Below are 23369 nucleotides of genomic sequence, written 5' to 3'. Positions count from 1 at the left end.
CCGCTTCAGCCGCCGTTACCGCGCGCCACGCAGATGGCATCCAGTACACCGGTGGCGTACTCGCCCGGCCCCAGCTCCAGCGCAAGCAACAGATCATTCCCCTCCCAGTGCCACGCAACCGCGGCCGGGACCATGCGCAACGGCCGCCGCGCCGCCTTTACGTCGGCATTCGCAAGCCCCGCTGCCAGTACCGGCTCGCGCTCCGCAATACGCGCCTCCAGCGCCTCCACCTGACCTCCGGTCTGCATCGCGCCCCGCCCCCACAACGGACCGGTGGGGTGCACATCCAGACGCGCGACACGGGCCTCCAGTTCGGCATCCACCTCGGCCACGGCGAACACACTCCCGGAGCCCTCCAGGTTGGCGACATCTCCCGCCAGTAGGCGGTCCCAGTCGCCCCGGCGTACACGCTCGGCGAGCACCGCGTTAAAGATCGCCGAGCGCGCCGTCGACAGCAGAAGGCTGCGTTGATTGCGACTGCGCGGGGCGCGCCCGCCGTCCAGCCAGGCCCGCGCCCGGGCCAGGTTGTCATGCCCGAACCGCTGGACACCAAAGTAATTGGGCAAACCGCCGGCACGGATGGCCGCCAGAATGGTCTCGGCGGCCGCCCGGTCGCCGTCCACGTCGGCCAGTCGAATCTCGAAGCGGTTACCTCGCAGGTGACCGGTACGCAGCTTGCGGGCATGCCGCACCGCGGACAGCACCCGCATTGTCCCCTCCTCCCCGGCAGCAACGCGCGCCGCATTCCATGCCTCCGCGCCGCGGACCCAGTCCGGCTCGGTCTCCGTCGGGCACTGCACGCTGAAGCACTGCCGGGTGACGGCATGCCGATCCTTGCGCCCGGCGTAGCTCACACGCCCCCGCCCGACACCGGACTCCCGCGCCAGCCAGACCGCGACATCCTCGCTGTTCAGCAAGGTCTTCTCGATCTCCAGCCAGACGTGTTCCCCCACCCCCTCCGGCACCGTGGCGGGCAGCTCCTCGACTCGGAAGTCCTCCGGGCGCCCCTTGACGGTCGCAACCAGCGGCGGCTGCCACGGATACGGCGTCTCCAGCCCGCGCGCAGCGGCGCTCATCGCGCCGGCCCCGGACGGGCGACATCATCCCGCACGTAGACCGGCTGGGCCGCCTCGGGCGCTACCGCCTCGCCTCGCTCCCAGGCATCCACCGCCAGCAGCGCTACATCGTGTGCATCGGGCAGGGCGCTTGCATCCACCTGACTCGCCACAAGGCCCAGCGCCGGCACCCGATCGGGATACGCGGCAAAGGCCGAACCCAGCGCGAACCGCCCACCATCCGGCCATTGCGGCTGCAACAGCGCCGGCGCCTCCACCTGCTCCGCGCCCGGCAACACACGTTCACCCTGAACCGGACACAGCGTCCAGTACACCTCGCCCATGCGCGCATCCAGCCCGGCCAGCACCGCCGTCGGTCGCACCCCGCCGCGCAGCGCCTGCTGAGCCAGGGCCTGCAGCGTGGAGACCGGGACTACCGGGCGGTCCAGCGCAAAGGCGATGCCCTGGGCCACGCCCAGCCCCAGCCGGACGCCGGTAAAGGCCCCGGGGCCCCGCCCGACGGCAACGCCGTCGAGGCTGCTGCGGGCAATGCCGGCCGCCGCCAGCAACTGCTCGATCTGCCCCAGGATCAACTCCCCATGGCGGCGCGCTGCGCGCTCGCGCAGCGCATGGATGGCGCCGTCCAGATACAGCGCGGCGGAGCACTGTTCGCTGGCCGTCTCGATGGCGATCAAACGCATGCGTCCCGCTCCCGTGCCTGGGCCAGGAAGCGCAGCGCGGCGGCCGGTTCCCGGGTTCGGTGAAAGGCCGGCAGACTGGCCAGGAACCGGCGCCCGTAGGGCTTGCCGGTCAGACGCGGATCGCACAGAGCCAGGATGCCGGCGTCATTCGCATCCCGGATCAGGCGCCCGGCCCCCTGCTTCAGGGCCAGGACCGCCTGCGGCAGGGTGAATTCCATAAACGGCGAACGCCCCTCCGCCTCCAGCGCCGCGGCCCGCGCCTGCAGCACCGGGTCACTCGGCGATGCGAACGGCAGACGGTCGATGATGACCACGGACAGCGCCTCGCCGCGGATATCCACACCCTCCCAGAAGCTGTGCGCACCCAGCAGCCAGGCGCTGCCCGACTCGCGAAAACGCGCGAGCAAATCGCCCCGCGGCTGTTCGCCCTGCACCAGCAACTCGCGACCGGGCGGCAGCTCGGCCCGCAGGATCGCCGCAGCCTCGCGCAGCGCGCGATGGCTGGTAAAAAGGAAAAAGCCCCCGCCCGGATTATCGCGCAGCAGCGGCCGGGCCCAGGCGATACAGGCCCGGGTATAGCGCGGATCATTCGGATTCGGGAGCGGTGGATGCGGGTGCACCAGACAGGCCTGCCGCGGGAAATCGAACGGGCTGTCCAGGCGCTCGCTGGCCACGTCCGCCGGCAACCCCAGGCGCCGGGCGGCATGGCCAAAGTCATCCCCGACCGCCAGGGTCGCCGAGGTGAATACCCAGGCCGCCGGCCGCGCCGCGCGGCGCTGGGCCAGCGGACGGGCCGCATCCAGCGGCGTCCGGTGCAGGATCAGGCTCTGGCTGAAACGCTCCGCCCAGGCCACGGTATCCGGGCTGTCCTCGCGCCATTCGCGCAGGCGCTCCAGCAGCTGCGCGCTGCGTGCGCGCAACTGCTCCAGGCCCGGGGCCCTGGGTGCTGCGGCCGCGAGCGCGTCATGCGCGAAGCCAAGGCATGCATCCAGGCGATCCAGCAGCGGATCCAGCGCACCCTCCGGGTTGATCTCATCCCAGCTGGAACGCCCCTCCCAGGCCTGTGAAGCGTCCAGCAGATCACCTGCACAGGCCTCCAGCTCCGCGATTCGCTGGCGAATGTCCAGCATTTCCGGCGCATGCTGTTCCTGCTCGCGCCGCGTATCCCGCGCCAGCTCCTTCAAGGCCCGCGTGCCCACCGCGACACCGAAAAAGGAACCCGCGATATCAGGCAGCTGATGGGCCTCGTCCACGATCACCGCATCCACTTCCGGCAGCAGTTCGCCGAAGCCCTCTTCCTTCAGTGCCATATCTGCCAGCAACAGGTGATGATTCACTACCACCACATCCGCCTCCTGAGCGCGCTTGCGCGCCTGCACCACGAAGCAGTCGTTGTAACTGGGACACTCCCCCGCGAGGCAGTTGTCCACGGTAGAGGTCACCTGCGGCCACAGCGGCGAATCCTCGGCCAGGATACCCGCCTGACCGAGGTCGCCGGTGCCACTGGTACGCGCAAAGCGCTGCAGCGCCTCGATCACCGGCAGACGCTCGCGCTGAACGGAACCGCCCCTGGCACCGCCGGCCTCGGCGGCCGCCAGTTCCAGCCGGTAATGGCACAGGTAGTTGGCGCGCCCCTTCAGCAGTGCCGCGCGCGGGTGGTACCCGAGGGCCTCGCAAACCACGGGCAGGTCACGCTCGAACAACTGGTCCTGCAACGTCTTGGTCCCGGTCGAGATCAGAGCACGCCGGCGCGATTGCAGGATCGGCACCAGGTAGGCGAAGGTCTTGCCGACGCCGGTGGCGGCCTCCACCAGCAGGGCACCCGGCGCAGTCACCAGGGCGTCCTCCACGGCCAGCGCCATCTGCTGTTGCGGCGCACGCGGGCGGAAGCCCTCAACAGCCTCGGCGATCGCGCCCTCGGGGCTTAACGCGCGCACCGCCGGGGACACGGCGGGAATCGGGTCGGATGCGTCAGACAATCTCGGCTTCCAGCCGCCGGATGGCCTCACGCGCCTCCTCGGCGCCGCGCGCGTCCCCCTGAGCCTCGCGGGCTTCCAGCATCACCCGCCAGTTGCGCAGGGCCAGGTCGCGATCGCCCGCCCCGGCCATCTGCAGGGACCGTGCGGCCAGGCGTTCGGCCTGCTGGAAGCGCTGCTGGTCCAGGCGCAGCACCGCCATCTGGTGCCACAACCCAGCGTCGCGCGGGGCAATCCGGAGCGCACGCTCCAGCTGCTGCTCCGCACGCCCGGTGTTACCTGTCTGGCGGGCCGATTCGGCCTGCTGTGCCAGATTCAGGGCAGCTGCGGGGGTTCTGGCGACCTCCGGCTCCGGAGCCGGGGCCGCATCCCGCTCATCCGCATCGGGGCCGCTGGATCGGGGCTCCGGCATCGATCGAGGTTCCGGCGCGGGTGCCGTCGCATCCCGGGGGGCGGGGGTTGCGCAGGCCACAAGCACAAGAGCCAGCCCGAGTACGGCGAGCCCCTGTACCGGCGCCACGCAGCGCCGCCAAAGACCCGCGCGGGCCACGGACCCGACGCGGGCAACAGATCGGATGTTGCGGAAGGTCTTCACCGGAATAGCCTCTCAAACCAGCCCTGCTGGCTGGGGTCATGACTCAGGTCGCACTCGGCGCGTCTCTCGGGGCCCGAATTCTGCCAGAACGGCAGCGTCTTCACCGCCTCACAGGCATGGTCGTCGTTATCCACTCGCAGGCCGGAGGCCAGGTCCACGCCCCGATAGTCGATCCCGGGGTGTCCTTCCAGACGCAGGGACTGCACACCAATGCCGGCCATGATTTCCGCCCAGACCGGCGCTGCGGAAACCCCGCCGGTCAGTCCAGTGGCTCGATTGTCGTCCATCCCCAACCACACCACCGCGACGTGGCGATCGTCGAAACCGGCAAACCAGCTGTCACGGAAATTGCTGGTGGTGCCCGTCTTGCCGGCGACGACCTGGCCATTCAGCCGGGTATCGATGCGACGCCCGGTCCCCTCGCGTGTGACGTCATGCAGGGCGTGGGTCAGCACACGCACCGAACCGTCTGCAACGGCCCCCTGCAATGCCAGTCCGTAGTGCGAGAGGACTTCATCATTCTGGTCCAGAACATCGCGGATCACCCGCGTCCCGGTGGCATACCCCCCATTCGCCAGCGCCTGATACAAACCCGCCACCTCCAGCGGCGACAGCTCGATCGCGCCCAGCGCCAGCGAGGGCAGCGGAGCCGGATTGCGCTGCAAACCCAGGGTCTGCAACAGGCCAATCAACTGGGAAACGCCGATGTCCTCGGCCAGCCGTACCGTCGCCACGTTGTAGGACTGAACCAGGGATTCCCAGGCGGTGACCGGCCCGCGATGCTCACGATCGAAGTTACGCGGCGTCCAGGGTTCTCCATGCGGCAACTGCAGGGTCAGCGGGCTGTCATCCAGCAGCGTGGCAAGGGTGTAGCGATGCGGATTGGTCAGGGCCGCCAGGTAGACAAAGGGCTTGAGCACCGAGCCGACCTGCCGCTGTGCCTCGACCGCGCGGTTGAAGCCCGGGTATCGCGGATCGCGGTCCCCGACCACCCCCAGCACTTCGCCCGATTGCGGATCGGTCACGACCGCAGCGGCCTGCAATCCTTCCAGGCGCCCATCCTGCCCGCGCTGGCGCACCACCTGGTCCACCCCCCGAACCAGGCGTTCCTCCAGACGCAGCTGGACAACCGGATCCATGGTAGTGAAGATACGCAGTCCCTCGCTGCGCAGGTCCTCGTCGGCATAATCGGCGCGCAGCTCGCGGCGCACGAGATCCAGGAACGCCGGGAACCGGCTGCGCCCGCCCGGCATCACCGGGGACACATCCAGCTCGGTCGCCAGGGCACGATCGACCCGTTCGCGCTCCGCCAGGCCAGTGTCTGCCATCGCCTGCAGCACCCGGTCACGGCGCTGCCGCGCCCGCTCCGGAAAACGTCTGGGATCGTAATAGCTCGCCCCGCGCGCCAGCCCCACCAGCAGCGCAAGCTGATCCAGACGCAGCTCGTTCAACGGGCGCTGATAGTAGAAATGTGCGGCCTGGCCAAAACCGTGGATCGCGCGTTCACCGGCCTGCCCGAGGAAGACCTCATTCAGATAGGCCTCGAGGATCTCGCGCTTGTCATAGCGATGTTCCAGCAACAAGGCCATCACCGCCTCGTTCAGCTTGCGCGTCAGCGTCTGGTCATGGGTCAGGTAGAAATTCTTCACCAGCTGCTGGGTCAGCGTACTGCCCCCCTGCACCGTGCGGCCGGCACGCAGATTGGCCACCATGGCACGCCCGATACCGACCGGGTCCAGCCCGCGATGGGACATGAACCGGCGGTCCTCGATCGCCAGCAACGCCACGATCAGCTCGCGCGGCACCTCGTCGATATCAACCAGGATGCGATCTTCGCCATGGGTCGGATAGATACTGCCGATCAACAGCGGCTCCACCCGCATCAAATCCACATTGCGCCCGCTGGACAGGTCGCTGACCGATTGCACCCGGCCGTTGGCCAGGCGCAATCGCACGGAGTGGGCCGGTTCCGGGTCATCGCCGAACACGAACGGGCGCGTGGTGAGGCGTGCACGGGAACCGTCGATGTGAAACTCGCCAGGGCCCGCCGCGTCAGGGGTCTCGCGATAGTTCAATGCCCGCAATTCCGTCTCCAGTGCCGCAGCGGTCAACGGCCGGCCCGCATAGAGTTCCAGCGGACGGGCGTAAACCCGGGCCGGCAAGGCCCAGCGCTGACCTTCAAACCGTTCGCGGATCTCACGGTCAAGCTGATGCACATATACGGCGCCCACCGCAACGCCAGCGAGCACCAATCCGGTCAGGACCCAGCCTCCGGCACCCAGCAGGCGCCAGATACGGCCTCGGCGAGACGGACTGCCGTTGCGGGAACGGGAAGACGATTTTCGTGGCATGGACAGGGTCGAACCGGGTGACAGAGACGGCTGCAATGGTAACCTGACCCGACAATGAAAACGGGTGCACAGCCGTCAATTCCGGGAAAACCCCGACCGCTTCCGAACGACGCTCGCCTGCGGAGACCCCATGAGCGAACTGGAACTGCACCACCAACGCCTGCGCAACCTGGTCGAGGGCATGGGTTTCCCGGCCCCGGCCCCTGACCCTGCGAGCGTTCGCAGCATCGAGACCCACATCTCCACCGTCATCCTTGCGGGCGACTCCGCCTACAAGTTCAAGAAACCTCTGAACCTCGGCTTTCTGGATTTCACCACGCTGGAGGCTCGCCGCGAGTTCTGCCACACCGAGCTCGCGATCAACCGACGCCTGGCCCCCCAGATCTACCTCGCCGTCGTCACGCTCAACGGCGACCCGGCGCAGCCCGTGCTCAACGGCACCGGTCCCGTCCTCGACTATGCGGTACACATGCGTCGGTTTGACCGCAAGCGCCAGCTGGACCGACTACTGGACGCCGGACGCCTGCCCAGCTCGGCGATGGAGGCGCTGGGGCACTACATCGCGGCCTTCCACGAACGCACCGAGCGCAGTGACGAGCACGCCGAATTCGGCACTGTCGAGGCCGCCACCCGGCCGATGCTCGATAACTTTCCGGCCCTGACCGAGCACGTACACGGCTCCGCCGACCGTGCCCGGCTCGAACGCCTGGAACGATGGACCCAATATGAAATCAATCGGCTGCGGGAACTTATTGAGAAACGACGTGACCAGGGCTTCGTGCGTCACGGCCATGGCGACCTGCACCTGGGCAACCTGGTCTATGTGGACGACCCGGCTATCGACGAGCCCGTCCCCGTGGCCTTCGACGCCATCGAATTCGACCCCGCCCTGCGCTGGATCGACGTGATCTCCGAGATCGCCTTCACCACCATGGATCTGCTCGCGCGCCAGGCCCGCGCCCACGCCTGGCGCTTCCTGAACGCCTACCTGGACGCCCGCGAGGACTTCGACGGCCTGGCCCTGCTGCCGCTGTACCAGGTCTATCGCGCGCTGATCCGTGCGAAGGTCGCGGGCATCCATGGCGCGGAGAGCGGACTGACCTCGCATGACCAGGCCACGCACCGCGCAGAGATGGGCCGTTATCTGGCGCTCGCCGAGCGCCTCGCCGAACCGCGCACCCCGCGCCTGATCCTGATGCACGGCGTCTCCGGCAGCGGCAAGACGGTCATCAGCACCCAGGTGCTCGAGGCGCTTGGCGCCATCCGCCTGCGCTCCGACATCGAGCGCAAGCGTCTTTCCGAAGCGGTGTCCTACAGCGAATCGGCGCGCGCCGAGATCTACGCCCATCTCCATCGGCGCGCCGAGGCGCTGCTCGCCCTCGGTCTGACTGTAGTGGTCGACGCAACCTTCCTGACCCGGGCCCAGCGGGCGCCTTTCCAGACACTGGCCGCCACTCGCGGGGCCGGCTTCGCCATCGTGGCCTGCCACGCCAGGGAGGACATCCTGCGCCAGCGCCTTGCGACACGAACAAGGATGGGAAACGATGCCTCCGATGCCGGCATTGAGGTCATGCAACATCAACAACCGCAACAGGAATGGCCAGGCGCGGACGAAGGCTGCATCGAGGTCGCACCCGACACACCACTGGACCCGGACGCCCTTGCCCGGCAACTCCTGAAACCCGTCACGCCCTGATGCCAGCGCTCACCAGTGTTTCCCAGAAACCACAATCACTTTTACCCATCACAAGACCCGGCGCGCGCCGACACCCGGCGGCGTATCCCGGCAGACCAGGAGTCCGCATGTATTCAAGTCGTCCCGGCATCCGTCACCGCCTCCGTCACGGGGCCACCGCGCTGGCCACCGCGGCTGTTCTGAGCACGGGCAGCGTTCAGGCCGATGCCCTGCTGCACTACGTTGACGACGAGGGGCTGGAAAGCCAGATCCTGGTGCGCGGCGACATGGTCCGCATGGAGTTGAACGAGGCCGTCAGCGGGACGTCGGGCTACATGCTGTTCGACGCTGGCAATGACCGGCTCACCGTAGTGGACGATCAGGAACAGACCTACACGGCCCTGACCCCGGAGGTCATGGACCAGCAAATACGCGCGATGACGGACATGGTGAGCGAGCTCCGGGAGCAAATGGAACAGCTCCCGCCCGAGGTTCGCGAGCAGCTGGAGCAACAGCTCGGGATCGGGTCGGAGGGTTTCGAGGCCGACATCCGCACCCGCGCCACCGGCGAGACGCAAGCGATCGGGGATTTCGTCTGTGACCAATACGAGGTGCTGGTTTCCGGTCAGGCCCAGAGCACCGTCTGCGTAGCGGAACCGGGAACACTGGGACTGGGGTCCGAGGACTTCGCCACCCTGGGGGCCCTGATGGGCCGGCTATACGAGCTCTCCCTGCAGGCCCTGGAGGCGGGTGGACCCATGGCCTCCCGGATGGGTGCCTCGCTGCTGCCACGGGTCGACGGCGTCCCGCTCGAGGTCAGCGAACGTGATGGCGTCACCACGCGCCTCGCGGGGAGCTCCAGCGACGAGCTGAGCCCGCAGTTGTTTACCATCCCCGACCGCTATGAAGCGCGCGAGCGGTTCTGACAATCCCCCGCCGCGGCTGCGGCTCACGCTACTTGCTGGTGCGGGCGCGCTTTTCCTGACTGCGTGCAGCTCGGGGCCGGAACCACGCTCGACCACACCACAACCCCTGGCCGGCCCGGAGCCAACCTCTGACGGCCCGTCAAGCCCGGCCCCGGAAGCCGCGCTGGCGCGCTCCGAGGTTGTCCTGACCGCGCTCGGTCACCTCGACACCCCCTACCGCTATGGCGGCACCGATGCCTCCGGGCTCGACTGCTCGGCGCTCGTGCAGCGTGCCTACCGCGAGGCCGGCCGCAGCGTCCCGCGCACCACCCGCGAGCAGGCCCGCGCCGCTACCCGTCGCGCCGGTGCGCCCCGCCCGGGTGACGTGGTGTTCTTCGCCATCAACGGGAATCAAATCGACCACGTCGGAGTCTACGTGGGAGACGGTCGCTTTGTGCACGCCCCCAGCGCCCGCGGGCAGGTTCGCATCGAACAACTCGACAACCCCTATTGGCGACCGCGCACGCGTTTCGCCGGCCACTTCTTTGACTGACACCCCGCCCGGGGCCCCATCCATTCAAGAGGAAGGAACCATGAACGTATTCACACGCCATTCCCTCGGCCACACACTTCGGCGCACGGCACTGGCCGCCGTGCTGGGTGTGGGCCTGGCCGGTTCGGGTGTTGCCGGCGCCTACGAGACCATTATGGAGACCGACGAGCGCGTGATCTTCAAGACCGAGGGCGAATTCGATTTCTACTTCGAAATGGTCGAGGAGGCCATTGCCTCCGAAGGCCTCGTCATCAACAACGTTGGTCACATCGCCAACATGCTGGATCGCACCGGCGGCCACGAGAAGGGCGAAGGGATCTACCTGAACGGGCGCTCGGTGGACTTCTGCAGCGCGACCTTCTCACGCGCCACGATGGAGGCCGACCCGCACAACATGCTGTTTTGCCCCTACATTATCACCGTCTATGAACTGAGCGCCGAACCAGGGACCATCTACATGGGCTACACCCCGGTACCGGAGATCGGCGATGAGGAATCGAAGCAGAGCCTGCGTGACGTCAACCAGTTGGTCGAGCGCATCGTGAAGGAGGCCCTCGCCTTCTGATCGCGCCTTCCGAGCTGCGGGCGAACCAGCAGGCCCGGCCGCACGCGGCACCAAAAAAACGCCCGGGGCATGCCCGGGCGTTTTTTCTGTGCAGACCGCCACCGGAAAACACCGCTGGCATTACCTGTGCACTCAGGGCGTCAGGTCTTCCTCCGCACCTTCCTTCTTCACCGGCAACAGCACCTGACGGTCTACCCCCAGCATCAGCGCCGCGGTGGCGGCGATGAAAATCGACGAGTAGGTCCCGACAATCACGCCGATGATCAGGGCGATCGAGAAGTTCTGCAGGGCCGCCCCGCCAAGGAACAGCAGCGCGAACAGCACCAGCAATGTGGTGGTACTGGTCACGATCGTTCGCGCGAGGGTCTTGTTGACCGCATGGTTCATGACCGCCTCGGTACCCTTCTTGCGCTGGATGCGGAAGTTCTCGCGTATTCGGTCGTAGACCACGATGGTGTCATTCAGCGAGTAACCAATCACGGCCAGCACGGCAGCCAGCACCCCGAGATCAAACTCCAGCTGCAACAGCGAGAAGATGCCCAGGGTGATCACCACGTCGTGGATCAACGCGAGCACGGACCCGATCGAAAAGCGCCATTCAAAACGTACTGCCACGTAGATCAGGATGCCGGCGAGCGCATAGATCATCGCCAGCCCACCCTGCTCGCGCAGTTCCTCGCCCACCGCAGGCCCGACGAACTCCACTCGGCGCAAGTCGGGATCATCCGGCCCCCCGTCACGCAGCGTGTTCAGTACGCGGTTGGAGAGCAGCGCCGCGTCATCATCGTCCTCGGTTGGCGGCAGCCGGATCAACACGTCACGCGAGGTGCCAAAGGTCTGCACCTGCGCGCCGGAGAACCCGCCATCGGCCAGCGCCTCGCGGATCGGGTCCAGCTCCACCGCTTCGGGGTAGCCGACCTCGACCAGCGTACCGCCGGTGAAGTCGATCCCGAAATTGAGCCCGCGGGTGGCGAGCATCGCGATCGAGGTCAGAATCAGAATCAGCGAGATCACAATGGTGATCTTGCGCTTGCCGAGGAAATCGATATTCGAATCGGCGAAATTCAAATGCGGAAGCATAGTCTTATCTCCGCGCTAGATGGCGAGGCGCGTCAGCCGACGCTGGCGCCCGTAGGTCAGGTTGACGATGGCGCGGGTCACGATGATGGCCGTGAACATCGACGCGATGATTCCGATCGACAGCGTGATGGCAAAGCCCTTGATCGGGCCGGTGCCGAACAGGAACAGCACCAGGGCCGCAATCAGCGTTGTCACGTTGGCATCCGCAATGGTGGTAAACGCGCGGTCGTAACCCGAGGCGATCGCCGCCTGGGGTGACAGGCCATTACGCAACTCCTCGCGTATTCGCTCAAAGATCAGAACGTTGGCATCCACCGCCATCCCCACCGTCAGCACGATACCCGCAATCCCCGGCAGGGTCAGGGTCGCCTGAAGCATCGACAGTACCGCGACAATGAACACCAGATTCAGGGCCAGCGCCAGGTTCGCGAACAACCCGAACACGCGGTAATACAGCACCATGAAAATCATGACCGCAATGAAGCCGATCACCACCGACTGCATGCCGCGGTCGATATTTTCCTGGCCCAGGCTCGGCCCGACCGTGCGCTCCTCCACAATGGACATGGGTGCAGCCAGCGCACCGGCACGCAGCAGCAGCGCGAGGTTGCGGGCCTCGCGGGTACTGTCGAGGCCGGAGATCTGGAACCGACGCCCCAGCGGCTCATTAATGCGCGCGACGTTAATCACCTCTTCGCTGCGCGAGGTCCGCATGACCTGCTCGCCATCTTCCTCCACCGTCTCGGTGGTGGTTTCGATGAACACCGAGGCCATCAGACGCCCCACGTTGTCCGAAGTTACCCGCGAGAAGATACGCGCCCCCTGGCCGTCCAGGTTGATGAACACGGCCGGACCGCCGGTGTCCTGTGCGATACCGGAAGAGGCATCGGTGATGTACTCGCCGGTGAGCATGACCTGTCGCTGCAACAACACCGGCGTTCCGTCGCGCTCGTGATACAGGCGCGTGCCGGACGGCGCACGCCCGGTGGCGTCCGCTTCGGAGGGATCCCCGGATTCCGACACCAGGCGGAACTCGAGGGTCGCGGTCGCCCCGAGGACCTCCTTCGCCCGCGCGGTGTCCTGTACACCGGGCAGTTGCACCACAATCCGGTTTTCACCCTGCTGGGCGATGATCGGTTCAGCCACGCCCAGCTCGTCGACGCGCGACCGCAGGGTGGAAATATTCTGCTGCAGCGCCTGGCGGCGCAGATCGGTCAGGTGGTCGTCCTCCAGTGTGGCCACCATGCGGCTGGTGTCTCCGGAACCGCGCATCTCCCATTCCAGTTCTCCGCGATACTCGCGGGTGAGCCACTGTTCGGCGGCCTCGCGGCTCGCGTCGCTGGCGAACATCACGGTCAGGTCGCTGGAGCTGCGCTCCACGGTATCGAACTCCATGCGTTCGTCCCGCATGCGCCCGCGCAGCTCGTTCGCATAGCGTTCCATTGCCGTCCCGATGACGGCTTCCAGGTCCACCTCCATCAGGAAGTGCACCCCCCCGCGCAGATCCAGCCCCAGGGCCATCGGCTGCCCGTTAATCGCGCGCAGCCAGTTGGGCGTGGCCGGCGCCAGGTTCAGGGCGACGGTGTGGTTGCTGTCCAGCGCGTTGCGCAGGATCTCCGCCGCGCGTGCCTGGTCATCGGTGGTCTCGAACCGCAGCAATAGCTGGCCGTCGTCCTGTTCCTCCACCTGCATCGGCGTCACGCCCTGAGCCCCGAGGATGGTCCCCATGAGCTCGCGGATATTCGCGTCGATCTCGCCGGTAGTCGGGTTGCCGACCTGCACCGACGGGTCTTCCGGGAACAAGTTGGGAAGGGCATACAGCCCTGCCCCCAGAATGACCACTACGACCAGGGTGTAAAGCCACGCCGGATAGGAATTGCGCATATCGAGGACCTTAGAGAGACGCTGCTAGCAGAGACTGGGGGTAACACGGATTCAGGCGCACGCGCGCACTCGAATGGCTCTTGCATCGGAACCCACTCGCGCGCAAGCAAGCAGAAGCATTACCGACCGCGCACGACGCCAGGTCTCGGAAGATCCGGGGTGCCAACGCGAGCGTGTACTGAATCATGTGTTTCCCTGGGGTACTGGCGGTACACACAGACGCCGGGCCTGACCGGCCCGGCACCGCCGTTGAGCATCCTGCGGGCTGGGAAGCCGTGCGCACAGGCGATGAAGCCAGTGTAACGGCTGCAGTACTACAGCCCGACCCGCACGGGCGAGAACATCCGTCCACGCCCCCGGCGGATGCTCAGATATCCTTGAGCGTGCCCTTGGGCATCACCGAGGCGACCGACTGCCTCTGCACCACCACGTTCACGCCTTCGGCGACATCGACCTTGATGAAATCGTCACTGACTTCGGTGATCTTGCCGGCCACGCCGCCGTTGGTGACGATCTCGTCGCCCTTGGACAGCGCATCCACCATGTTGCGGTGTTCCTTGGCCCGCTTGCTCTGCGGACGGATGATCAGGAAATACATGATCGCGAAGAAAATCACGATCATGATCAGGAATTCGATCATTCCACCACCGGCGGGGGCGCCTTCCTGAGCGTGCGCTGCAGAAATCAGAAAGTCCATCGATTTACTCCATCTTGGTTTCGGAATCGGCTGCTGGCCGAGCGTAAACAGACCGCCCGTCCAACGCGAAAAATAACGCGCGGATTATGGCACAGGCGGAACCGCCATGCCGCGGCGCGCGTAGAAATCGGCCACGAACCCGTCCAGCGAACCCGTCGCGATCGCATCGCGCAGTCCACGCATCAGGTCCTGGTAGTAATGCAAGTTGTGTGTGGTCGCCAGACGCGAGCCCAGGATCTCGTTGCACTTGTCCAAGTGCTTGAGATAGGCGCGCGAGTAGTTCCGGCAGGTGTAACAGCCGCATTCCGGATCAATCGGTGCCGTGTCATCGCGAAACCGCGCATTACGGATGCGCAGCACGCCCTCGCGCGTGTACAGAAAGCCGTTGCGGGCATTACGGGTCGGCATCACGCAGTCGAACATATCCACGCCACGGCGCACGGCCTCCACGATATCCTCCGGCCGCCCGACCCCCATCAGGTAACGCGGGCGGTCCTGCGGCAGCAGCGGCAGGGTTGCATCCAGCGTGGCAAGGCGTTCATCTTCGGGCTCCCCCACCGACAGCCCCCCGATCGCATAGCCGTCGAACCCGATCGCCTGCAGGCCCGCGGCCGATTCCTGGCGCAGCCCCGGGTACATGCCGCCCTGCACGATGCCGAACAATGCCGCCGGATTGTCGCCATGCGCCGCCCGCGAGCGGGCGGCCCAGCGCAACGAAAGCTCCATGGATCGCCGCGCCTCCGCCTCGGTCGCCGGATAGGGCGTGCACTCGTCGAAGATCATCACGATGTCCGAGCCGAGCTCGCGCTGCACCTGCATCGAGGATTCCGGCGTCATCAGCACCCGGGATCCATCCACCGGCGACTGAAAACGCACCCCCTCCTCGCTAATCTTGCGCATCTCGGCCAGCGAAAACACCTGAAAGCCGCCAGAATCCGTCAGGATCGGGCCGTTCCAGTGCATGAAGTCATGCAGATCACCATGAGCGCGGATCACCTCGGTCCCGGGGCGCAGCATCAGATGAAAGGTGTTGCCCAGAATGATCTGCGCACCCAGGCCACGCAGTTCCTCCGGCGTCATTGCCTTCACCGTGCCGTAGGTGCCCACTGGCATGAAGGCCGGTGTCTCCACCGTTCCGCGTGGAAAATGCAGGCGCCCACGACGGGCCGGACCATCATGGCCCAGGTATTCAAACTTCATCGGATGCCTCGTGCGCACTTGGGGGCAGATCGGCTGGATCGCCCGGAGCCAGCCACATCGCATCGCCGTAGCTGAAGAAACGGTAGCGTTGCGCCACCGCATGGGCATACGCATCCAGGATACGCCGGTAACCGCAAAATGCGGCGACCAGCATCAGCAGCGTGCTCTGCGGCAGATGAAAGTTGGTCACCATGCGGTCAACGACCCGAAAGCGGTAGCCGGGCTGGATAAACAACCGCGTCTCGCCCTGGAACGGCTTGAGCTCGCCACCCGCGGCCGCAGTCTCCAGCGAGCGCACACAGGTCGTACCCACCGCGACCACGCGCCCGCCTCGCGCCTTGCAGGCCGCCACCGCCGCACAGGTCTCCGACCCCACCTCCAGCCACTCGGCATGCATCTGGTGGGCCCGGGTATCCTCAACCTTCACCGGCTGGAAAGTCCCCGCACCTACATGCAGGGTCACCGTCGCGGTCGCTACGCCTCGGGCCTGCAGACGCTCGAGCAGACCCGCATCGAAGTGCAACCCGGCCGTGGGGGCAGCCACGGCCCCTTCCCGCCGTGCGAAGACCGTCTGATAGCGATCCGCATCATCCGGATCGTCGGAACGCTCGATATAGGGGGGCAACGGGATATGACCATGCGCCCGCAACAATGCAAGGATATCGTCGCCATCCACCAGTGCGAGACGAAAAAACGGACCTTCACGCCCCGTCACTTCAACCCCGAAGGCGTTCGCCAGCCGCAGCCGTGTACCCGGCCTGGGTGCGCGACTGGCCCGCACCATCGCCAGCACCTGCCGCGGGGACTCGATCCGCTCCACCAGCACTTCCACCTGCCCGCCACTTTCTTTCTGGCCGAACACCCGCGCCGGGATGACCCGGGTATCGTTCAACACCAGCAGATCGCCGGGGCGCAACAGCGCTTCGACTTCGGCAAAGCCGGCATCCCGGGGATATTCGTCCTCCAGTACCAGCAAGCGGGAACCCGCCCGCTCGGGCAACGGATACTGGGCAATCAACTCCGGAGGGAGCTGGTAATCAAAGTCAGCGACACGCATGGCGCGCGATGCTATCACGCCCGGCCGACCCGGGAGACGGGACACCCGGCCCTTGTCTAACCTCTCACGTGCGCTACACTACGCTCGATCCCAATGCCGGGATGGCGGAACTGGTAGACGCGCCGGATTCAAAATCCGGTTCTGGCAACAGAGTGCGAGTTCGATTCTCGCTCCCGGCACCACCCATTTCGGGTCTTCCATCAGACCCTGATCCATACCAGGCCGGTGTAGCTCAGCTGGTAGAGCATCTGATTTGTAATCAGAGGGTCGCAGGTTCGACTCCTGTCGCCGGCTCCATATCGTATACAGCAAAAGGGCCGGCCCAAGATGGCCAGCCCTTTTGCCTGTGTGCCCTCCCGTGGGGCGCGCTTAGCGGAAGATACTCTCGTGCCGCACTTCGCTCATCTCGGGGGCCTCTGCCGGACACACCGAATCCGGATCGATCCGGGCTGCATCATTCACGAGCCCGAGCTCCGCCGCCGATGGCATATCGCTCCGCGAGATCTCCAGGTATCCCAGCAATCGCCCCATACCATTCAGAGCGCGCGCCCTGGCGATCTCCATATCATGCTGGCCATTGATGTAGGCCCTACTTGCCTCAAAGTACTCGTTTTCCGTGTCGAGCAGGTCCAGCAGGCTACGCTGACCGATACCGAACTGCTGGCGATACGCCGTGCGCACACGGTCGGATGAGTCACGATGCTGGCGCAGGAAGCGCAACTGGCTATCCAGCGAGCGGATGTCGTTGTACGCCACCGAGACCGTCTGACGCACGTTGCGACATACCGTCTCGTGCTGATCACGCGCCTGATTGAACTCCTCGGTAAACTGCCGCACCCGCGCCTGGTCAGTACCACCCCGGAACAGGTTCCAGCTCATCACCAGCAGTGCCGAGGTGTCACGGGTACGGATGTCCTCGCGCTCGAACGCGTCGTTCTCGTAGGCGTGGCGCAGACGCAGGTCCAGACGCGGGTAGAAGGCCGAGCGCGCGACGTTGCGCTGTTCCTGCGCCGCCTCCATGTTCCGCAGCGAGGCAAACATGGCCGGGTTCGTGGTGATAGCCGCCGTAAGGGCCTCCTGGACGGTGGCAGGAACTGGCTCGTCGGAGAAACTGCCGACCAGGTCCACGCGCTCATTCTCCGGCAACTCCCCTACGATCCGGTAATAGCGTGCATTCACATCGTGCAAATTCTGACGCTCGGTCAGCAGGTTGGACTCGGCCAGCGCCAGACGGCCCGAGGCCTGCTCAAGATCGACGCCCCGCCCCACGCCGCGCTCGGTCTGGTCCAAGATCTGATCGTACACCTGCTTGTGCGCGTCATAGTTCTCCTGCGCCAGTTCCACCAGGGCACGCTGGCGCTGTACATCAGCGAAGGCACGCACGGCCTCCAGTGCGATCTCTTCGGTGGTCTCGAGCAGTTCGAAGTACCGCACCCGCTGAATCTCACCCAGGCGATTGACTTCGCTCGCAGTCTCGAAGCCGTCGTACAACATTTGCGTCAGCGTGATGTCGACGCCTCGCGGATTGCGCGAAAACGAATCAAAGGCGTCGTCGTTCGAGCGCCGGCTCTGGTACCCGGTACGTGCGTTCAGATCGATCTCGGGCAGGAAACGCCCGCGGGCGCCGGATTGTTCTTCCCCGGCGGCACGGAAGGCATGCCATTGCGACTGCACATCCGGGTTCGACAGCACCGCTTCCAGCACGGCAGCGCGCAACGGTTCCGGGGCCGCGGCCTGTGCGGATCCACCCACAATCATCGCTAACGCCGCCGTTAGTGCCAGCAGCCCGCTTTTGCCGGCCGTCCGCCTTGTCACACCCGCCATTCTGTGTCCCCATATCATTCTGCGTGGAATGTTTCTGCACCACCCTGCAGCATCACCGCATCCGGACGACACTGAGCCGCACTTCAGTCCTTGCAACGATAAACCCAAGCGCCTACTCGAGCAATCATGATTGAATAAGATCACGTTTCAGAGGGAGCAATCGCACGTTCGCGCTCGAATCGCTTTTGCGTGCGTTTAATGCGCGGTGACGGCCGTGCAGTCATTCTGCACAAAGGAGCCGCAACGCCGTTCCCGCGCCCGTTTTAGATTAACAACGGGCGGCCGAGCCCCCGCTTTCAATGGCTTGTGAGGTTGGTGCCCCCTGTTCCTCGAGCCTGCGTTGCGCCCCGAATCCATCAGAAACGGTCGGGTAGAACCACTACCCGCTGCACGACGCGCCTTGTCTCGGGACGCTTGTCTCCAAAAACTGGGGACGCCAACGTGGACGTGCGATTAAACCAGCGTATCCCTGGCCTTCCACACCGGCATGGCCCATGATCCTGAGGACGGTACATCTTCATCATCACCGGAGAGCCATCGACGTGCCTGCAATCGGGCCCACCACCCCCTCCGGCCTGACCCGGTGCGCGAACCTCGTGTTCGCGCTCTTGGCCGGGGTGTGGTGGCTGAGCTCAAGCCATGCGAGCCCCGACAACCCGGGCCAGCTGGAGCAGATTGCGGCCGAACGTTACGGGCCCGAAACCGCCGAGCGCGTACGGGGCTGGCGAGCGCTGCTGGAGGCCCTCGCCAGTGAGGATGAACAGACGCAAATTGCCCGGGTAAACGAATTTTTTAATCGTCAGTTGCAGTATCAGGATGACCGCATCACCTGGGGGCAGGAAGACTTCTGGGCCACCCCTCTGGAGGCCCTGGACAAGGGCGCGGGGGATTGCGAGGACTTCTCCATCGCCAAATACGTCAGCCTGCGCAAACTGGGCATCCCCGATGAACGCCTGCGGCTTTTTTATGTACGGGCCCGCCTGGGCGGACCGGAAAGCAATCTCAGCCAGGCGCACATGGTGCTCGGGTATTTCACGGATCCGCACGAGGAGCCCCTGATCCTGGACAATCTGGTCACCCGAATTGAACGCGCGTCCCGGCGTGACGACCTGACCCCGGTCTTCTCGTTTAACAGCCAGGGACTCTGGCCTGACGGGCACGCCCAATCAGCGGCCGACCCCACGGCACGCCTGTCTCGCTGGCGCCGCGTCCTGGAGCAGCTGGACGAGTACGGCCTTGATCTCGACCCACCCATTCACTCGACCCCGGAATGAGAGCGCCGCCATGACGCTGAGAAAACAACTCTGGTTCGCCATCGCCATCATCATGCTGCTGGCGCTCCTGATCAGCATCGTCGTGAGCACCCTGTCGGCTCAAAACTATCTTGCCCAACAGTTACTGACCAAAAACATCGACAACGCCGCATCCCTCGCCCTGTCGCTCTCGCAGCTCCCCAAAGACGAAACCACCGTGGAGCTGCAGATCGCTTCGCAGTTCGACACGGGTCATTACCAGCGCATCCGGCTGATGGACCCCACCGGCGAGCTGATGATTGAGCGCCACAACCCGGCTCCGCCCGAGGGTGTACCCGACTGGTTCGTGGAGCACTTGGCCTTCGACGTGCGTCCGGGGTTCGCCCAGGTCTCCGATGGCTGGAGTTCATTCGGCACTCTGATCATCGAGAGCCAGACCAATTACGCATACGAGGCCCTGTGGGAGGGCACACTTCAGCTCGCCGCCATCTTCGCCGGCAGCTTGCTGATCATCGGGATCATTGGTTCCTTACTGCTCGGATGGCTGATTCGGCCGCTGCATCGAGTGATCAAACAGGCCGAGGCAATCAGCGAAAGACGTTTCATCACCACGGCTGAACCGCACACCCGGGAATTCCGCGCCCTGGTGCGCGCGATGAACCAGTTGTCCGATCACGTCCGCACAATGCTGCAGGAAGAATCCGCCCGCCTGGAACGGCTGGAGAATCGGCTGCAACACGATCATGTGACCGGCCTCCTGAGCCGCGAAGCCTTTCTGGCGCACTTCCGGGCTACGCTCGAGAATCGTCACGGCAGCTCAGGCGGTGGCTTTGCAGTCCTGCGCATCTCCGAACTGGCCAAACTCAATCAGACGCTTGGACACGAGGGGCTCGACCAGCTTCTGGCGCGCATCGCAGGCGTTGCCGGGCGACAGGCCAACCAGACAAGCCACGGTGCCGCCGGGCGCCTCAACGGTTCGGATATTGCGATTTTCGGTGACGGGATTGGTGACACCCGGCGTTTCGCCGAATCCCTGCTGCATGCCCTTCGCACCGAACTCAGCGCCCCGGAAGTGCCGCAATCCCTGGCACTCCGTATTGCGGCAACGCCCTTTCATCCTAATAACACAACAGCCGAAGTCCTGAGTCGAGCGGACCAGGCGCTGGCCCGTGCCGAACTGGAACCCGGCGATTCAGTCGTCGAACAACCGCCCGCCGTTGTGCCCTATTCCAGCCAACATGAATGGCGTACCGCCATCACCGAGGCCCTCGACACGCATGGCATACAGCTCGCTCGGTTCCCGGTGATCGACGCGGACCACGAGCTGATGCACCACGAGGCCCCGATGCGACTGGTGCTGGACGGCGAGTCGCGCCCGGCCGGCTACTTCATGCCCTGGGCCGTGCGCCTGGACCTGATTCGGCAGCTGGACGATACGGTGGTGGATGTTGCACTGGAACAAATCGCTCGTTCCCGCGACCGACTCGCGATCAACCTCTCAGTGGAAAGCCTGCGAAATACCGATTTCCGGCAACGCCTGGAATCTCGCCTGACGGCGGCATCCGAGGAGGCCGGCCACCTGTGGCTCGAGTTCCCGGCTCGCGGCGCACTGGCTCACCCCGCAGAACTGCGCGACCTGTGCCGTATCGCTCGTGACACGGGCTGTGTTGTGGGCCTCGAACACGCCGGTCCGGAGGCCTTCCGCTCGCATGACCTCACCGCGTTCGGACTGCATTTCGTCAAGTTGCAGGCCTCCCTTGTCCAGGGCGTCCACCGTTCTACCGAGACCCAGGCCCTGATCCGCGGACTCTGTACCCTCGCCCATTCCATCGGCATCCTGGTGATTGCCGAAGGCTGCGACCGTGCGGACGACGTGGAAACCCTCCTGGATCTCGGAATCGACGGCGTCACAGGTCGCAGTGTGATAACACCCGATGCCTGACCGACACAAAGTCCGGGTCCACCATGCGACCCGGGCCCGAACCATATACGGAGGCACGCCGTCTCAACCTTGTAGCCTGCATTCAGTTATATGCATAACCTGTTGAAATTACAAATCCACCCTCATGAACCCACCAGAAAACCGCCCTGCAGCACCCGACGCACAGCCCTCTACAAGAGGCCTTCATCATCTTCCATCAGATTCAAACGCTGCGCCGAGGCTCGAAGGTCCTTGCGTTCAAGCAGTTTCCCCTGCGCGACTTCCGGCAAGTCTGTAAATCGAATAACGCCCTTGTCCGTCAGGAGTTCTACCAGGTCTTCCAATACCCGGATTAACTCCAGATCCGAGGACTGAAGCGCCGTAGATGCCGATTCAGCATCCTCTCCCAGCAGAAATGCCCTCAATTCGGGGGCATCAACCGCCACCAACTCCGTACAATCGGCAGTCGCATCCCGGCTCACCCGATCGATCCGACCTGCTTCATCTCTTCTCACATACATTCGCAGCCTCCGGGACCATCCTCACCCACTCAGGTAACCGTGGAAACTGTCGGGTTCGGGCGACCGTCGCGAGCGAGGTTCATTCCCAGGAAGCCGCTACTGATCAATCTTCAACTGATTGTTGTCCAGAAGATGCTGGATCACATCTTCGCCCGAGCTCGCGTTACCGAAGTCGCTAAAGGACTTCCCTTCCACGCGAATCACCTGGTCGGCATTCTGCTTGTCACCATCCAGATCACCCTGGGAACTCAGGTACAGAACCGTATCCGCTCCCTCCTGTTCCGCCACGATATAGGCACCAAGGTCCGCGGCATCTTCTTCCCCTTGTAGAAGGTCTGCGATATCCAGCACATTTTCGCCATTGCCGAAGTCCTTCACCACATCCGTAGCCGGCGCATCCGTCGTTCCCTCGTCTCCCGCTTCCCAACGGAAGATATCGTCCCCGTCGCCACCAATCAGGATATCGTTTCCGGGCCCACCAATGAGCACGTCATCGCCCGCTCCACCGTACAGCACGTCATCACCATCCGTCCCGAGCAGCGTATCCGACCCCTTCGTACCAACGTTGTAGGTCTTAACGTCCGTTGTTACGTTCCCTGCCGCATCCGTCGCAGTAGCCGTAATTTCACCGGTCTCGTCGGTCGCCGGACGGATCGTTGTGGACCAGTTACCATCACCATCCGCTGTCACGGTATCGATCACACTCCCATCGCCGAGGCTAATCTCGACCTGAGAATTCGCCGCGGCCGTGCCTTCGATCTCGAATTCGCGGAATCCTACTGTGCTTTCCGGGAACTGGTCATTGGTCAGGTAGTTGACAGTTTCAATGCCTTCGCTATCGATAACCAGCGTCATTGAAGCACCATTTACAACACCACTAAATACCACCAGGTCCGTTTCTGCGCCATCGACGCCCTTCTTATCCGACCGGGTTACCGTGCCGATCATCGAACGGCCCTCCCATGGCCCTTTGTTATCCAGTCGGACCTCCCACGTCAGCTGATAGGCATCACCCACCTCAAAGTAAGCAGTCTCGTTACTGTCCGTTGTGGAAATAATCTCCAGGTTTCTCGTCGCCCTGCCGCCCGGATCCCCATCAGCGTCTACGGGAATTAACTGTCCACCTGGAATCGACTGATTCTCATCACTCGTATCAACGCTTGTACGCGAAACACCAAAGTCGTCATCACCCAGACTGCCCCAGACAGCCTCCAGCACATCCACACCCGCCTCGGAAGCCGCGGTGACACTCTCAATACTCACAGCCGTCAGCGCATCCAGCTCGGCCGTATCCTGCGCCGTGACAGTGTTGCCGTTGTTGTCGGTCGCTTCGGCATCGATGGTCAGCGGACCGTCGGTCAGGCTGCTCACATCCACATCGGCAACGCTGTAGTCGCCGTTGGCATCCACGGTCGCCGTGGCGGTGACCGTGTTGTCGTTCTGGTCGGTGATGGTGATCGCGACCTCACCACCCTCCGGCACATCCTGGCTGGTGCCGCTGATGTCCAGCGTGCTCTCACCCTCGGCCGGATCGTCCGCACTCACGGTCAGATTCG

The 23369-nt window shown here is 64.8% G+C and carries 19 protein-coding genes and 2 tRNA genes; 8 read left to right on the top strand and 13 right to left on the bottom strand.

Annotated features, from left to right (window positions below; genetic code table 11):
• Positions 1 to 5: 5 nt before the first annotated feature.
• Genes truD through mrcB form a run of 5 tightly spaced genes read right to left on the bottom strand, consistent with a single transcriptional unit; the run spans position 6 to position 6678 of the window.
• Entirely contained in the window at positions 6 to 1076 is a 1071-nt protein-coding gene (gene truD / locus G332_RS0105880) for a tRNA pseudouridine(13) synthase TruD (protein WP_019626072.1), read from the bottom strand.
• On the bottom strand, positions 1073 to 1756 hold the full coding sequence (tsaB, locus tag G332_RS0105875) for a tRNA (adenosine(37)-N6)-threonylcarbamoyltransferase complex dimerization subunit type 1 TsaB (protein WP_019626071.1): 684 nt from the start codon (positions 1754 to 1756) through the stop codon (positions 1073 to 1075). The genes truD and tsaB overlap by 4 nt, the downstream gene beginning before the upstream one ends.
• Positions 1747 to 3735, bottom strand: a complete 1989-nt coding sequence (locus G332_RS0105870) for an ATP-dependent DNA helicase (protein WP_026340646.1) — start codon at positions 3733 to 3735, stop codon at positions 1747 to 1749. The genes tsaB and G332_RS0105870 overlap by 10 nt, the downstream gene beginning before the upstream one ends.
• Positions 3728 to 4327, bottom strand: coding sequence for a tetratricopeptide repeat protein (locus G332_RS0105865; RefSeq protein WP_026340645.1), 600 nt, complete (start codon positions 4325 to 4327; stop codon positions 3728 to 3730). The genes G332_RS0105870 and G332_RS0105865 overlap by 8 nt, the downstream gene beginning before the upstream one ends.
• On the bottom strand, positions 4324 to 6678 hold the full coding sequence (gene mrcB / locus G332_RS0105860; RefSeq protein ID WP_081619767.1) for a penicillin-binding protein 1B: 2355 nt from the start codon (positions 6676 to 6678) through the stop codon (positions 4324 to 4326). Before mrcB ends, G332_RS0105865 begins: the two co-directional genes overlap by 4 nt.
• Before the next feature lie 130 nt (positions 6679 to 6808).
• Between mrcB and G332_RS0105855 the strand changes: the two genes are divergently transcribed.
• From G332_RS0105855 to G332_RS0105840, 4 genes are all read left to right on the top strand, one after another.
• Positions 6809 to 8374, top strand: a complete 1566-nt coding sequence (locus G332_RS0105855) for a bifunctional aminoglycoside phosphotransferase/ATP-binding protein (RefSeq protein WP_019626067.1) — start codon at positions 6809 to 6811, stop codon at positions 8372 to 8374.
• Positions 8375 to 8481: 107 nt separating this feature from the next.
• Positions 8482 to 9279 carry a hypothetical protein gene (locus G332_RS0105850; RefSeq protein ID WP_019626066.1) on the top strand — a complete coding sequence of 266 codons (798 nt, stop codon included), beginning with the start codon at positions 8482 to 8484 and terminating at the stop codon, positions 9277 to 9279.
• Positions 9257 to 9811, top strand: a complete 555-nt coding sequence (locus G332_RS0105845) for a C40 family peptidase (RefSeq protein WP_019626065.1) — start codon at positions 9257 to 9259, stop codon at positions 9809 to 9811. The genes G332_RS0105850 and G332_RS0105845 overlap by 23 nt, the downstream gene beginning before the upstream one ends.
• Before the next feature lie 40 nt (positions 9812 to 9851).
• Positions 9852 to 10376, top strand: coding sequence for a DUF302 domain-containing protein (locus G332_RS0105840; RefSeq protein ID WP_019626064.1), 525 nt, complete (start codon positions 9852 to 9854; stop codon positions 10374 to 10376).
• A gap of 132 nt (positions 10377 to 10508) precedes the next feature.
• Here G332_RS0105840 and secF read toward each other — a convergent pair whose 3' ends face one another.
• The 5 genes from secF to queA form a co-directional block, all read right to left on the bottom strand.
• Positions 10509 to 11456: a protein translocase subunit SecF gene (gene secF / locus G332_RS0105835; protein WP_019626063.1), complete on the bottom strand. Its 948-nt coding sequence runs from the start codon at positions 11454 to 11456 to the stop codon at positions 10509 to 10511.
• 15 nt (positions 11457 to 11471) lie between these two features.
• Positions 11472 to 13340 (bottom strand): protein translocase subunit SecD, encoded by a 1869-nt coding sequence (secD, locus tag G332_RS0105830; protein ID WP_019626062.1) that lies wholly within the window; start codon positions 13338 to 13340, stop codon positions 11472 to 11474.
• Between the two features lie 367 nt (positions 13341 to 13707).
• Positions 13708 to 14037, bottom strand: a complete 330-nt coding sequence (yajC, locus tag G332_RS0105825) for a preprotein translocase subunit YajC (RefSeq protein ID WP_026340643.1) — start codon at positions 14035 to 14037, stop codon at positions 13708 to 13710.
• 84 nt (positions 14038 to 14121) lie between these two features.
• On the bottom strand, positions 14122 to 15237 hold the full coding sequence (gene tgt / locus G332_RS0105820; protein ID WP_019626060.1) for a tRNA guanosine(34) transglycosylase Tgt: 1116 nt from the start codon (positions 15235 to 15237) through the stop codon (positions 14122 to 14124).
• Entirely contained in the window at positions 15227 to 16294 is a 1068-nt protein-coding gene (gene queA, locus G332_RS0105815) for a tRNA preQ1(34) S-adenosylmethionine ribosyltransferase-isomerase QueA (protein WP_019626059.1), read from the bottom strand. The genes tgt and queA overlap by 11 nt, the downstream gene beginning before the upstream one ends.
• 95 nt (positions 16295 to 16389) lie before the next feature.
• Here queA and G332_RS0105810 point away from each other — a divergent pair.
• A tRNA-Leu gene (locus G332_RS0105810) sits at positions 16390 to 16476 on the top strand.
• A 39-nt stretch (positions 16477 to 16515) separates the two neighbouring features.
• Positions 16516 to 16591, top strand: a tRNA-Thr gene (locus G332_RS0105805).
• A 72-nt stretch (positions 16592 to 16663) separates the two neighbouring features.
• Here the strand turns inward: G332_RS0105805 and G332_RS0105800 are convergent.
• On the bottom strand, positions 16664 to 18052 hold the full coding sequence (locus G332_RS0105800) for a TolC family outer membrane protein (RefSeq protein WP_019626058.1): 1389 nt from the start codon (positions 18050 to 18052) through the stop codon (positions 16664 to 16666).
• A 662-nt stretch (positions 18053 to 18714) separates the two neighbouring features.
• Here G332_RS0105800 and G332_RS0105795 point away from each other — a divergent pair.
• Positions 18715 to 19392 (top strand): transglutaminase-like cysteine peptidase, encoded by a 678-nt coding sequence (locus tag G332_RS0105795; protein ID WP_026340642.1) that lies wholly within the window; start codon positions 18715 to 18717, stop codon positions 19390 to 19392.
• A gap of 10 nt (positions 19393 to 19402) precedes the next feature.
• Positions 19403 to 21313, top strand: coding sequence for a LapD/MoxY N-terminal periplasmic domain-containing protein (locus G332_RS0105790; protein WP_019626056.1), 1911 nt, complete (start codon positions 19403 to 19405; stop codon positions 21311 to 21313).
• A gap of 170 nt (positions 21314 to 21483) precedes the next feature.
• Here the strand turns inward: G332_RS0105790 and G332_RS0105785 are convergent, their stop codons facing one another.
• Together G332_RS0105785 and G332_RS13480 are read right to left on the bottom strand one after the other, a co-directional pair.
• Positions 21484 to 21813, bottom strand: a complete 330-nt coding sequence (locus G332_RS0105785; protein ID WP_019626055.1) for a hypothetical protein — start codon at positions 21811 to 21813, stop codon at positions 21484 to 21486.
• A gap of 96 nt (positions 21814 to 21909) precedes the next feature.
• On the bottom strand, positions 21910 to 23369 hold a 1460-nt coding region (locus tag G332_RS13480), incomplete at its 5' end, for an Ig-like domain-containing protein (RefSeq protein ID WP_019626054.1).

It is taken from the genome of Thioalkalivibrio sp. ALJT, assembly GCF_000381825.1.
In the GTDB taxonomy this organism is placed as follows: domain Bacteria; phylum Pseudomonadota; class Gammaproteobacteria; order Ectothiorhodospirales; family Ectothiorhodospiraceae; genus Thioalkalivibrio.
The sequence above is the reverse complement of the archived record's forward strand: the minus strand, read 5'-3'. Positions and strand labels throughout refer to the sequence as shown.